This is a genomic window from Spirosoma aerophilum (genome assembly GCF_054782495.1).
This window is the reverse complement of record NZ_BAAGSJ010000017.1, coordinates 255240-268715: the sequence shown is the minus strand read 5'-3', so window position 1 is coordinate 268715 and position 13476 is coordinate 255240. Positions and strand designations below refer to the sequence as shown.

Annotated in this window: 11 protein-coding genes; all 11 read right to left on the bottom strand. The window is 55.0% G+C overall.

Going from position 1 to position 13476, the window contains the following annotated elements; translation table 11 throughout:
* Positions 1-73 precede the first annotated feature (73 nt).
* Positions 74-2485 (bottom strand): hypothetical protein, encoded by a 2412-nt coding sequence (locus tag ACYVK4_RS23505; RefSeq protein ID WP_461130009.1) that lies wholly within the window; start codon positions 2483-2485, stop codon positions 74-76.
* Between the two features lie 8 nt (positions 2486-2493).
* Positions 2494-4320 (bottom strand): hypothetical protein, encoded by a 1827-nt coding sequence (locus ACYVK4_RS23500; protein WP_461130008.1) that lies wholly within the window; start codon positions 4318-4320, stop codon positions 2494-2496.
* Positions 4321-4323: 3 nt separating this feature from the next.
* Positions 4324-4674 carry a hypothetical protein gene (locus tag ACYVK4_RS23495; protein WP_461130007.1) on the bottom strand — a complete coding sequence of 117 codons (351 nt, stop codon included), beginning with the start codon at positions 4672-4674 and terminating at the stop codon, positions 4324-4326.
* Positions 4674-6815, bottom strand: coding sequence for a hypothetical protein (locus ACYVK4_RS23490; protein WP_461130006.1), 2142 nt, complete (start codon positions 6813-6815; stop codon positions 4674-4676). Before ACYVK4_RS23490 ends, ACYVK4_RS23495 begins: the two co-directional genes overlap by 1 nt.
* Positions 6808-7821 (bottom strand): carboxypeptidase-like regulatory domain-containing protein, encoded by a 1014-nt coding sequence (locus tag ACYVK4_RS23485; RefSeq protein ID WP_461130005.1) that lies wholly within the window; start codon positions 7819-7821, stop codon positions 6808-6810. The genes ACYVK4_RS23490 and ACYVK4_RS23485 overlap by 8 nt, the downstream gene beginning before the upstream one ends.
* A gap of 8 nt (positions 7822-7829) precedes the next feature.
* Positions 7830-8360 carry a DUF6712 family protein gene (locus tag ACYVK4_RS23480; RefSeq protein ID WP_461130004.1) on the bottom strand — a complete coding sequence of 177 codons (531 nt, stop codon included), beginning with the start codon at positions 8358-8360 and terminating at the stop codon, positions 7830-7832.
* Entirely contained in the window at positions 8326-9507 is a 1182-nt protein-coding gene (locus ACYVK4_RS23475; RefSeq protein WP_461130003.1) for a phage portal family protein, read from the bottom strand. The genes ACYVK4_RS23480 and ACYVK4_RS23475 overlap by 35 nt, the downstream gene beginning before the upstream one ends.
* A gap of 46 nt (positions 9508-9553) precedes the next feature.
* The gene (locus ACYVK4_RS23470; protein WP_461130002.1) at positions 9554-10351 is read right to left on the bottom strand and encodes a hypothetical protein; all 798 of its coding nucleotides are present in this window, start codon (positions 10349-10351) and stop codon (positions 9554-9556) included.
* A 2-nt stretch (positions 10352-10353) separates the two neighbouring features.
* Entirely contained in the window at positions 10354-10926 is a 573-nt protein-coding gene (locus tag ACYVK4_RS23465; protein WP_461130001.1) for a hypothetical protein, read from the bottom strand.
* A 69-nt stretch (positions 10927-10995) separates the two neighbouring features.
* Positions 10996-12063 carry a hypothetical protein gene (locus ACYVK4_RS23460; protein WP_461130000.1) on the bottom strand — a complete coding sequence of 356 codons (1068 nt, stop codon included), beginning with the start codon at positions 12061-12063 and terminating at the stop codon, positions 10996-10998.
* A gap of 67 nt (positions 12064-12130) precedes the next feature.
* A complete protein-coding gene (locus ACYVK4_RS23455) occupies positions 12131-13330 on the bottom strand; it encodes a head maturation protease, ClpP-related (protein WP_461129999.1) in 1200 nt (399 codons plus the stop codon).
* Positions 13331-13476: the final 146 nt, after the last annotated feature.

The following is a 13476-nucleotide window of genomic DNA, read 5'->3' as shown; positions in this document are numbered from 1 at the left end:
TAACGCAGTGACCCGTAACAAATACACTGAATTACGTCTTGTCATTTTCCCGTACCGTGCGGCTTGGGAACTCTTAAAGGCTCGGATCTGCGTTGACCGTATTGATCCAGTCGATCTTTATTTTCGAGCCACTAGCCGCCCCATCGTTGGAGAAGCGTAATTTCTGAATGGTATTCTGCCACTGCCCATTGACCGGAATCGTCACGGTGTGCCATTGATTGTCGTTGATCGTGTTGAAGTTGATCGTCTGCCCGTTATTCAAGGCGGCCCCATCCTGCTGATTCACCTTGTTGTAATTCAGCGACCAGCTACCACTGAAGCCGGTGGACTTATAGCGCAGATAGATATTGCTGACCGAACTGGCCGGAATGGCCATATACGGAGCCTGAATATAAAATTCGCCTGACCCCTGTTTGGTGATCTCGATACCATCGTTGTTGGTCGGGAAGCCCTCATCAATGCCGTTTTTGTGGACCCAGAAGCCGCGGCCATTCCGGGAATTGAACTTCCACGCTATTTTGTTACGTGGGTCCGTTTTGGCCTCCGCGTAATCTTTGATCTGCTGCACCGTGCCGACTACCCACGTATGTTTGGAGTAAAACACCTGATTCCAGTCAGTGTGAAAAAACGCTCTCCAAGCTGAATACCCTTTCTCATTGCCCAGATCTTCATTTGGCGCTGGCTTACTATCACCAATCGCGTGTTGCCACTGGGTGGTGAAATACAAACCCGGTGCGGTGAGTCCGATGGCGGGCGCGGAGGGGCTGGCTGATTTGGCCAGAGCAATCCAGTTTTTGGCAATACTGATATCAAACTGACCGGCCTGGTTAGCCGTGTAGTTGATACCCCCATTTTCCCCAATATAGGCCAGCGTCCGCATAGAACCGACCGAATAAAACGTCGGAAATTCATGGGCCCGGAAAGCCTGGAACGATTTATCATCCGTGCGGTTGAAGGTGATTTTCGTGTAGACCGGTGCCCCGATCCCGTCAAGCGTTACCCACTGCTCCAGATAAACGTCCGTGTATTCATCCTTGACCGACCAGTTCCGCATGTGGGTTTTGGTGTAGATCATGTCGGCCGTTCTCCCCATGGCGACGACTTCCGATTTCTGGCCGAAAACGTTACCCATTTGAATCGGGTCATTGCCGATATTGGGCCAGTCAGGACTAATTATCGGGTTTGGATAGGGGGAAGTCGCGCCGTCCCGGTACAGTGTTTGTCCGTTCTGCGTGCCCAGATCGTGGAGGTTGATGCGGTTGAGATTGTCCGAGTTGCTGGCAATGAACGATGGGGTACCCCCCTGATCGCCCATTACGCGAACGGTAATTTGACCGTTCGTGAGCGTCGCGTATTTGCCGATAGGTCCGTCCTGATTGACCCGACTGTCATAGCCATCCCACGAATCAGGATTGCTGGTAATAGGCTGGTAATTGAAGGTCTCGAACAGCGGTATTCCGTTGGCTCCCGTGGAAGTCGTCGATGAAGGTGGCGTCGTGGTGGTGGAGCTACCCGGTGCAGTTTCATCCGCCAACGTCGATTTTTCGTAAAATTTCGCTCCATCGGGGAAATAGCGGAGCCGGTAGCCGGTGGGCTTCACAAAATCACTCGGAGCCGAAAAGCCGCTGTTGTTGGTGGCGACGACAGCAGACGGAATACTGCCCGACAAACTAAGCCCGGACAAATTGGAACCCCGGGGTGCGAATTGATCCGGGCTGTTCGAAAATACCTCCAGCAAATAATTCAGGCCCGGGCCCGAGTAAACATTGAAGCCTGACCGTGTGCCGACCAGAGTGCGGGGATCACCGGCTACGGATGAACTGGCTGCTGTCGTGGAGGTGGGCGGGCTGGTCGTGGTGCCGATCAGCTGAACGTTGCTGGCTCCCGACGTACTGGAAAAATTGTAGTCGTAGGCCGTCCCTGAACTGTTTTTCAGACTAAGCGTGTAAGCCCCCGCTCCTTTGGTGATCTGCCACTCGCCGGTGTAGCCGTTATTGGTGGCCGGATCAAGCGGAGCCGGTCCGTAAAATACATCGTTGGAAATCGTCACCCCGCCCGGGTTGACCGACGACCAGGTCGTTTTCGGATTCGTATTGAAAGCGATTTGCGAGACTCCTGCAGCTCGCACCGTCAGCACACTACTGGTCTGGCTGTACTGCAATTGGGTTAGCCAGTTCGGTATCGCCTGCGTACAGGTTGGCGCGGTCAAAGGGGGCACTGTGCCGGCCGCAACGACGCACCCGGTAGAGACAACGGTATACTGAAACGTACCCGTGGCCACGGCGGCCGCGAAATCCTTGAAGCCCTGCGAAGTCAGCGGGTACTTACTGACATCCCGGCGGAGCTTGATCGTGTAGGGGGTTCCGACATAACCAGTGGCCGGAGCGATGACAACGGTTTGCGAGCCGGTACCGGTAGTGATCTGGCCACTGGCCCCTAAACAGGAGGCTAGTACCGATACCGCGATAAGAAGTAGTTTTTTCATGGTGGTGGTTAGCTGTTATCAATCAAGCTGCCATAGCCGGGCTTTTCCCAGGCGGGCACGATGGAACTGGCGGTGAAGGTTGTATTCGTCGTGCCGGTCGGGATAAAGGTTTCGAATACCTGAATGGTGCGACCCTTGTAGGTCAGACTAATGGCATTGTCGCCAGCCAGTCCCGGTATTTTGATCACGTCGGTACGGGTGTCGTTGTCGGTCTGGTACATGGCCCAGATGATCACGACCTGCGTTCCACCTGATACGGCCCGGTGTCTCGTCGCTCCGGTGGGCTTATACGGCCCCCGCCCCCCGTCCTGACGGAAGGAATACGCATCGACCGCGTTATAGGTCTGAAAGGCTCCCGACCCGCCGACCTGAACAGACAGATCCGTGGTCAGGATGGAATTCGCCAAAAAGTCCAGGTGATTTTCAAACATGCGGCCCGCCGTGAAATACGTCTCGACCGTGTGCATGTGGAAATCATAGCGGGGGTCAGTGTCCAACGTGTAGATAATGCCCTGACTCGGGTTGTTATCCGACGCATTGGCCGCGAATATGTGCATCCCCGCTCCCGGTGTTTCGCCTTCCAGAAAGTGGTGAGAGACCGTCATAATCTCCATCACGTAAGGCGGTAGAAATGGTTTGATCAGCTCACCACCCGCCCCATGCGCGCCCAGGGCCGTGGGTACCCGGCGATCACCCTCGTAAAAAAACTCGGTCATGCGAATACTCGGAATATAACTTCCGTGTACGTCCATCATGCGTTTGCGATTGGCCAGCCAGTGGCCTATTTCCCGGGCTAAGGGGTGAACGTTGCTGAGGTAGGGCCACAGGTCAGGGAACGACGAAATCGAGTCGTAATTCGACCCGGTGAAATCGACGGTGAAGTAATAGTGATAGTCAAGGTGGCAAGTTTCCTGTTTCCAGAAACTTCCGGTCATGTTCGTGTATTGGCGTCCATTAAGGGTTATCGTCCCATTAACTCCGCCAATATTGGAGACGTTAACGTCTCGGGTATCGAGGAACCGGGCCGAGGTTGTGAGCGCGTCCGAAAAGGGCTCGCCCTGATACATGGATGCACCAATCGACCCGAACGCTCCGGCTCTTTTGGCTACCTGAACAAAGAGGGCGAAACGGTTCGCCCGGCGTGTTCCTTCTTCGTCGGCGAACTTCCCGGCGTCGGCGAAGAGTTGCTCCAGCGTCCGGGTTATACCGTCACATTCACAAACGATGCTCATGTTCTTGACCGAATCCCAACTCGGATAGTTGGGCTGTGGATTGGCCTGACCGCCGTAATATTCCTTACGCCAAAGGTTCGTTTCTTCCAGATTGGCCGTCCAGTGTGCGCCCGGCCCATACGCCGGAATATTGCGCATGAACACGATTTCCATTTCGGCCAGCGTAGCCGTATAGAAATAATGCCCGGCCATTCTCGGCCCTCCGCCCGTTCCGGCTAGAATGGCGCTTTCCGTCGCATAATCAAACTTGAGGGCTTCGGGCAGGTCGGAAAACTTATTGCTGCCGTCCGTATTATCCGAACACCACTTGCTGATCATACCGATTCCCCGGGTTCTCCATTCGGCATGCGAGACGTTGGCGGGTCGCCAATCGGCCGAACGCCGGTAATTGGACTCCGACACCTTGACACCCGTCTGCGCCAGATTGATGGTTCGTTTGGCTGCTGAGGGCTTGTAGGTGAGTCCCAGCTTGCGCGAAACAAAAGCCGGTACCGCCCCATTGGGCAGACTAGCCAACGGGGTATCGAATCGGCCCGAATTAGGGACGCTCTCGGTCGCGTAGGTGGCTACCCCATTGACGATTGTTTTTTCGATGAGTGGCATAGGTTAAGTCGTGAAAAAACCGGCTAACTGGCCAGTGGGTGTGTACGTTGTTGGGGTCGGTGTTGTCGTTGGATCGGGGGTATAGCCTGAATTATCGCCCTGCACGACGATCGAGCCACCGCTAGATGATCCACAATTCCGCGAAACAGCCGGGCCGTGGTAGCCGCTGGGAGCGGTCAGGACGGCCGTGCTCATCATGGCCCGAAGGTCCCGTATCTGCTGTTCGCTGAGGCCCGCAAACAAAGCCTCCTCCTCCGAGCAGGTAAGGCCCGTATAGGCCAGACGGACGGTTTCGGTACCCGTCTGCACCCCGTCAGTCAGGGTGTCGTATTCGTATTCGACATAAAATTCCATTAGCTGGCAGAATTATAAATGTTGACAAATCCGGGTGTGGCAGCAGGCGGCACGGTGAAATCGAGCTGCAGCAGGATATCCCCGGCGTAAACTTTACCGTTATCGAGGGCGCCATCTTTCCGAGTGATCGCAATCCGTAGTTTCTTACCGGCCAGGGTACCCGCCGAAGCCGTATCAATGGCTGCATTGCGAATACCGCTCACGCGGTTGTAGGCTAAGAAACCATCCGTTGGCGTGCCACTGGAGGCCAGCACAATCGCGTAGCGCATCGGCTGCAAGGGATAGGTATCGGCCATCTGCACTTCGAGCAGATCCTTCACGGTACCGGACCCTCTCAAATAGCGGAACTGTACGTACTGAATGGCGTTTGGCTGTGCCTGTGGGGTACAGATCAAACTGATTGGATCCACCGCCGTACCGCCCCGGCCATCGCTGGCAACCGTACGGAATTTGTAGGTGACGTCCTGCGAACTGGTGACCGGTGGCGTACCCGCCAGCCGGTTATTCACGTAGGTGACCCACGAGGGCAGATTCGGCGAATAGGTTGCTCCGTTATCTGCGCTGTATTCCACCGCGAAAGTCAAGGGGTCGTTATCCGGATCGGTAAACGTGCCCGTTGCTGGTACCGGATAATCGAAGCCACTGCCCTGATTGGCATTGAGGAACTGGGTCGGATTGGCCAGCACGGGCGGATTATTGACCGTCGTGTCGTTTACAAAGACGATATCCAAGTCCGGCATCTTTTGCCCGTCCGGGAAGGTGAATTCCAATACACCGTCCACGTTGGCATTCAATGCCAGAGCAGGTACCGTAATGTACGTTTCGCCCGGTGTCGAATTGGTGACCGTCACCCCATTCGGATACGGAATCCGGAGACTGAACGTACCCTGACCCGTGTAGCGGGTTTCCGTGCGGTTATCACTCCACAACTCAGCAATAAAGGCTTTGCGGGTTTCGCCTTCCGGAAACGAGACATACCCCCGCCAGACCCGCTGGGTGACGTACGGCTGAGGAGCGGTCACCGTGCCACAAATCTTGTCATTCGGTGCGCCTGTGTCGGTGATGGCTTCCGTCGTCGAGTCTTTCCCAAATACGCGCCAGGTATGTTTTTTCCCATCAGCATAGGTGGCATCCTTATAGTGGCGATAGCCAAACAGATCGAAGGTCGTACCCGCTGGCAGTTTGCCTAATGCGATCAATGCCTCCCGCACATCCGGCCGGGAATTACCTGCCGTGATTGTTTTGTAGGTGGTGCCATCGACTTTAATATCGACCGATGTGCTGGCCGTGGGGTTGTTCTCATCGAAGGCCCAGCCTGATATCTCCGAGCAGTCGTTCACGTCGAGCCGAAGGGTGTACAGCGGAGCATTGGGCAGGGTAACCACCGTATCCTCAACCCATGCATAATGCCGTGGATTGCGGAACCGGTGGGTGATCACCGGATTCGATGGGGTCGTCGTTGAGCCGTTCCGTTTCCATACCTTGCCATCGGCATCGAGCACCAGTACCGGAAGGGTGGCATCGGTAGTGGTCGGGATATTGTCCAGATACAAACCGCCGAGCAGCTTCAACAACTGCGAGGTTTTACCGATTGTATCGGCGTCGCCGGATTTAGCCACCGCATCGAGGGTAGGCACATCATCCTGACCGAAAATTTCGATAATGCGTTGAACGACCAGATTCACCAGAAAAGGCGTGACAAACGAGGTATCATTAAGGCCATCGTTCATCTCCTCTTGGGTTGCTTTGCGGCCACTGCCCGTGCCACCATCGCCACCGGTTGGCCCCTCATCTACCTTTCGGGTAACGAAGCTTTTCAGAGCGTTCGCCAACACGGCGTAATTGTTGCCGCCATCGACCAGCTTTTCCTCTGAGTCGATAATGGGATCATCCCACTTCTCGGGCTTGCTGGTCGGCGACTCGCCGGGGATCGTCGGTTGCAGGGCCCTTACGTTGCGCCCCTGCCAGATGATGTATTCACCCGCCCCATAGGCCCGGTCGGGGTCGAACTCGAAGGCGGTCGAGGCTAGAATATCGAGCAGCAGTTGACCGATCCGGGTAGCGGTGTTCGCGCCTACTTCCAACTCGCCCCTGACGTCGCTGGCCCTCTGGTATAAGTTTGTTGTTGATTGTTTAGCCACGGATATAGCGCACGTTTAAGGGGGTGGTTTGCGCGTTACCGGCCAGCATGATTTGCATGGTCGCATAATACGCGCCCGATATGGGTTCCGGAATACGCACGCGAACGATGCGACGAGCCGCCATAATATCGGCGTCGATCGTCTCGTCCGTTGTGCTCAGAGAGGCCCGGTTGATGTCAAAGAATTCGGTCTGAAGGGTATACACACCTATACCGGCCACGGGTAACCACACCATCACATCAGCGTAGTGTCCCTCGAAAGCAGGTACTTCCGACCAGGGCGTTAGCCAGTCAGCGGGACCGTCCGCATTGGTAAAGTTGACCAGGTCGTTTTCGTCTCCGATCGGAAAAACGTTGGCGACCTGGAGGGAAAACGAGGTGTTCAGATCCTGTCGGCCGGTGGGCGTCAGGCTGGCCAGCGTCACGGTGTATTCCTCCGACGCGTCGGGATCAATATCGACTATTCGGGTATCGCCGACCAGGTGCATACCGGTTTCCAGTTCAAGCCGCGCCTGCAGGTTGAGTCGAGCCTTGCCGCTGGTCGTCTGTACTTCGATGACCGAACGTCGGTTTTTTGAGTCGAGTACCGTCGCTTCAATGAATTCCCATTTGGCCGTCGAGGGTGCCACCGCGTCGACCAGTACTTCAATCGGAAACAGGGGCGACACATACGACGCCCCCGGCAGGGTGATATTCTCCACCGGTATCGGCTGGGTGTCGCCCGTCAGTACGACGGTGAAGTTGCCCGGACCGATGAAATCGGGAGGCGTATCGAGTTGAAACGGATGATAACCCGGGGCACCGACGATCAGTTTGTAGGTACCCGCCCGAACAATCTTGTTACCCGGCGAGGGGTATGAGTACACGCCGTTTTCGCGGGTATACACCGGAGTTTTTCCGAACAGTGCGCCCGTGACGTCCGTACCCAGCGCATTCAGCAGCCGGATAGCGGCATCGACAATCGGCAAACCCGATACCGTAGTAACCAGGCAACGAAATTCTGTCATGAGCGTAGCTATTGATCGAGAATAGAAGCCTTGCGGCCCCGTGAAGAGGAAATACGCAGATCGCCACCGCTCACCGGTGCACTACAGCTTTTGCCCAGCGCATCGATGTAGTCGCGGATCATGACCTTTCGGGCATTGGCCTTGTCTTTGTTAGAGCGGTACAGCTGCATGATGCGCACGTCGCTCAGCGGCTCCGAACTATCGCGCTCTTTGACGACGGCACCGGTGTCAGTGGCTTGTACGTCCCCTTCGATCAGGTAGGCGGCATAGCTGGCATAAACCAAAAAAGCCGCGACGAGCGGGTACAGGGTCAGAAACTCGATATTGGGTTCGGCGTCGGGGTCGCTGATCACGCCGAGCGGGTTGATCAGCAGCCAGGCACGAAGGCGGGTGAGCCGATCGGTGCCCAGCAAGGCAGGTAATTCGGTTTCCTCCAGATCCAGCAGAAAGGGATTAAAAACCGAGATGTTAAAGTTTGTCGGTAGGGTAATCCGGCCACTAAAACTAGCCAGATTGAGCCACTGTAGCGGTTGAGCCATTGGGAGAGTCCGGGAAATAATTCAGGTTTTCGATGTGAAAATCAGCGCCCGGCATCGGGGTCTGCCAGTTGGCGAAAATGAACGCGAACAACTCCGTGATGCGCCGTTGGTAAGGGTTGACCGTCTGGTACATCAGCTGAGAAGCGACGATCACCTCGTCGCCGGTGGGCGCAATACCGCCGTTTCGACGAATGCCGACCAGTTCGTTGGGTACGTTCATGGCCCGGGTGATCATGTCGGCCGCCCAGCCACTGGTATACTCGAAACGTTGGGCCAGATTCGCGCCGGTGATGTCGAGAAACTTCGTGGCCTGGGCTTCAGATTCGGTCTTGAAGCGCATCACCATCACGCGGGCTGCATTCTCTGCTCCTTGATTGTCGGCGAGCTGGTATTCGATTGACTGCGGATCGAGCAGCGGATCATAGTTAGCTGCTGTTTTGGTCGAGTCGCCGATCACCGACAGGATACCCGACACGTTGAAGCCGTTGACGATCGTATTCCAGTTGAAGAGATCCAGTTGCCCCTCCGACTCGATCGCCCGAACGGCGGTCATCCAGGAAGGTTGATGATAATAGCCATCACCGGGAGCCCAGAACGGTTCGTACAACAATTGTCCCTGGTACTGCTCGATGCCGCCAGCCTCCACCATTTGCGCCTGTACGACGGCCGGATCAGGATTGAACAGCGGAATTTTGGTGAACAGGTTCTTCTTGTTGGCATTGTAGCCCCCATCCAGATACGGACAGATGGCGGCATGGGTAATGATGCCCATGTCGTCGGGTTCGCAGAGTCGAATGAACTCGTAGGGTATAGGGCGAATGCTGGCAATCTTCCCGTGCCCGTTGTAGCCGATGTGCAAAACAACACCCTCAAAATAGGCGACGTTGTTGCTGGTGCGGTGCAGCACCTGATCGAGTGTCAGGCCCGAGCGGTGTACAACCATCTTGGCGATCGCCGGATCGGTGAAGCCGTTGCCTTGAATGAACTGAGCGCGGGTAGCCAGGCAAGCGCGGGCGGTAACGGAATCCGAAACGAGGGTAAGCAGATCCTGAGGAAGCAGGTTATTCGCACCAAAAGTCAAGGTACCCTTGATCGTTGATTTTTTGACCGTGACACGCTTGGCCTTTGGTGCGCTAACTTGAATCATGTGGATAGGATACTACTAGACTATTACCAGACTACTATAAGAAATACTACGCTTTGGCTTCGTTGATGACCGCCTGCGTGCTGTCAGCGGCTTCATTGCCCTTCGACTCATCCGAAGCGGGAGCCGTGGCCGGCAGACTCTCCAGTGCATCGCCGTTGCCCACGCCCGTGGTATCGGTTGAGGTCTCGGGGGTAGCGGGTGGAGTTACTGGAGCAATAGGGTCATTCGGTACGGGCTGAGCCGAGGCCGCCAGCTTATTGGTCGCCCTTGTTAGTTTACCCTTTGTCGTGGTAAGCTCCTGTTTGGTCTGCTCGTGCTCTTCGACGAGGGCATCATATTTTGCCTGTAACTCATCGTATTTGGTCTGTAACTCAGATTTAGCGGTCTCGTCGTCCGATTCCTCCTCCTCCGATTCGTCATCAGCTTCATCCGATGGATTCGGATCGACCCACTGGGGGTTGATGCCGATCAGGGCTGAATACGACGGGTTGTTGGTTAGGATCTCTTCAGCCATCGCGTCGGTCAGGAGTTTGCGGTCTTCCGACTCCTGACCGTCATTAACGATGATGGTTGAATCGCCGGGCAGCATCAGGAAGCCAGCACCCAGAATAATGTATTTACGCGCTTGCACTTTGGAATTAGTAGACACAGGTAGAAGATTTTGAAGTTTGAGTTGATACGTGAAGTGGTGTTTGATGTCCGCTATCACGCTACTACAGGTTTTGCAGCCGGGGGGCGCTCCGATTTCCCGTAAGTATAGGACTTTCAGAGCCGCCAGATCGTCGGTCGAGATGTGGCCAGTAGCGTACCACTGGCGCACAATCTCTATTTGCTGTTCAGACATCGTTAGTCAGGCGTTACCAGACCGGCTAGATACGAGGTCGTATCATCGAGATTGCCGGCTGTTGTGTGCTTGACGGTGACAGGTAACAATTCTTCGTCCGGAGCCGACAACGTAATCAGGAACGCCCCTTTGTTGTCGTCGTTAGGCCGGTAGGTGAAAGCCGTCACCAGCATACCCGTATGAAAGCCCATGCCCTCGAAATCGCCCTGAACGCGTTTGTAGATCACGATCAGATCTTTCCGGGTTAACAGCGCCATGATTTCAGCCTTCGTTGCCGCCGAGTTGGAGAACAGCGTAATGATGATCTGTTGCGGTAACGTCAGGTCATAATCCGTTTTGTTCATCGACACGCTGGGGTCGTTGGAGTAGTTCTTGCCTTCGTAGGCGAAGAGCTTTTCTCCATCGGCCATCGCGATACCGGTGCACAACAGTTCGTTGGTCGCATCGTAGGTGAAAGCAATCGCCTGGGCGGTGATCATACCCAGATACACGATCTCATCGACGCCCTTCGCGAGCGACTTTTCCCCGCACCGCTTAATGTTTTTCTTGATTTGTTTTAATGCGCACGACGCCATTCTAGTGTGTGGATAAGCGAAACCGATAACCGCTAGAGTTGTCTAACGGTTATCGGTATACGCGGGTGATTAGTAAGCGAGGGAAACGTATTTCTCCTCAGCGACTTGCGTGCACAGTTTGTACTTCAAACGCCCGTTCCACTTCTCGTCTTTGCGCTCGTACCAAACCTCCATCGCTGTCGGATCGGACGTATCGCCATCGACACCGACCTGGAAGTTGTCTTTCACCGTCAGGATCACCCGGTTCGGTAGCGTTACTTTACCGGCCAGGTTGAAATCGCTGTCGAGGAACTGATCGACGATGTCCACGATCACCAGCGGTACACCACGGAACGTGAGCGTCATCTGACCATCCTGCAGCTTGGCGTAAGACGACTCCAGCGAATCTTTCGATTCGAGCCAGGTTTCGTACTCTTCGTAGATACCACGGGTCACGAAGAGTACTTTTTTGTCTTTCGCCGTTTGCTTCAACACGGTCGATGCGTTCTTGAACACCGCGGCCAGGATCGTATAAGCGCGACCCGTTCCCAGATCCTGCTGACCGGCGGCATTGGTGTTCTCGGCGATCGGCGTCCGCTTGATCAGGTTAGCGGCCACACCGGCGAATAGCTTCGTCCAGATACCGTCAACCTGATTGTAGTTCGGCACGTCAGCCGCACCAGCCGTCAGCTCGGCCGCTGTGATGGCCACTTTACCCAGCCACGCCATGCGCAAAAAGTCACTGTAAGCCGCAGGCTCCAGCAAATCGAGCATGAACTTTTCAATCTGGGTATTGGTCAGGTCCGACTTGTCGTTGCCAGCTTTTAACTTGGCTTCGTCGATCGTTCCCTTTAACTCCGTCCAGCACTGATCAACCCACGCTTTCACGTCGACAGGCTCCCAGAACTTTTCGGTACGCGTTACGCCCGGGTTGTTCACGCCCTGACCACAACCCGCATCCTTTTTGGTGATTTTGTACAACGGCTCGGCGAAAATGACCTGTTGCCGGGTCTTAACGCCATAAACAACTTTCATGAAGTCGTCTATTCGGCCGGTCTCGATAGCGGGTCTGATCACGTAATCAACCGCCATTTGCCCTGTGTACGTCAGGGGGGTACCCGTCAGCAGCGAGGCTGCTTTGACCTTTTTAACTTTCATTGTGTGGACAGAAAAAATTATGGTGTGGATAGAAACGGAAAGTCTTAAGGCCCGTTCTCAGCCCGTTTTATTCTGCTGGTGTTTCGGCTTTTTTATTGCGATTCTTTCGCGCATCGAGCATCGCCTGCCGTTCGGCGTCTTCTTCGTCTTCGTCATCGTCGCCCGCCAGAACGGCTTTGACAACGCCTTTCGGAGCGGGAACCTTCGGATCGGACGACTGCTTCGAGCCGAGCAATACGTTCATCTTCGCGGTGATGGTCGCCTGACTGGCTTCGAGCGTCGATACCCGGCTGGCCAGTGCATCGCGTTCAGCGCGTACGGTCTCCAGCGTTTCAGCCTCTTCGCCTTCCTCAGCGCCCGAAGCAGTGACGGTTGTACCACCTTCAGCGGTTACGGTCGTTTCGCCTGATGCGGTGACGTCAGCGGAGGTGTCACCCGTATCAATCGACTCAACTTTGCCACCCTTCACCGTTACCTTCACACCGTCGATGGTGTAGGTACCGTCGGGCGCATCTTCACCGCCTTTGGTGACGACATCGCCTTCGGCAATGGACGTGCCCGAATAGGCAATGTCCAGTTCCTCGCCCGTAGAGGTTGTTACTTTTTTCGCTTCGACAACCGGGGTTTTAATCAAAGCTGTGAGCGACGCGGTAACGCGTTCCCACTTGTCGCGGATAATCTTCATTACGTCTGTATTTGGGGATTGTGAACTCTGGGGAGAAACTAGCTTACGACTAGCGTAGACTTTGGCCGTGACGGGCTTGGCAATGGCGGTAGCAAATCCATTATCAAAAGCTTCCTGAGCCGTCATGAACGTATCTTTCGACATCCATTCGGCGACCAGTTCGGCGGTCTGACCGGTCTTCTCGATGTAGATAGCGGCCATGCGCTCATTGAATGAGTCAATGAAATCAGCGACGGTACGCATCTCGTCGGCCGTCGCGTTCTCGACGCCACCCGCTGCCTGGTGCACCATAAAGGCCACGACGTTTTCGTAGATCAGGCGGGTTTCGCCAGCTAAGAAAACGATGGTAGCCGCCGAGCAGCACTGACCCAGAACAATGGTGGTGATGGGCTTACCGTAAGAGCGGAGCAGGTCATAGATGGCGAAGCCTTCGGCGATATCGCCCCCGCAACTGTTGATGGTTACCTGAATGTCGTCAAACTGACCTTGCCATTCGAGATTGGAGCGGATAGCGGCAACGGAGCTATAATAGCTGTCGTTCATAATCTCGCCATCCAGAAAAATACTAGCCGTTTTGCCCACTGTTGACTTATAAAAGTTCGGTGAGCAAAACTGCGATTGTTGTTTTTAAACCTTACTATCCTTACTTTTAAACGTCTAGACGTATATAATGCAACTTTCTACCGTCCGCCCAGCCGTACCTACGTTCTTCCTGTTTCCAATGGCCC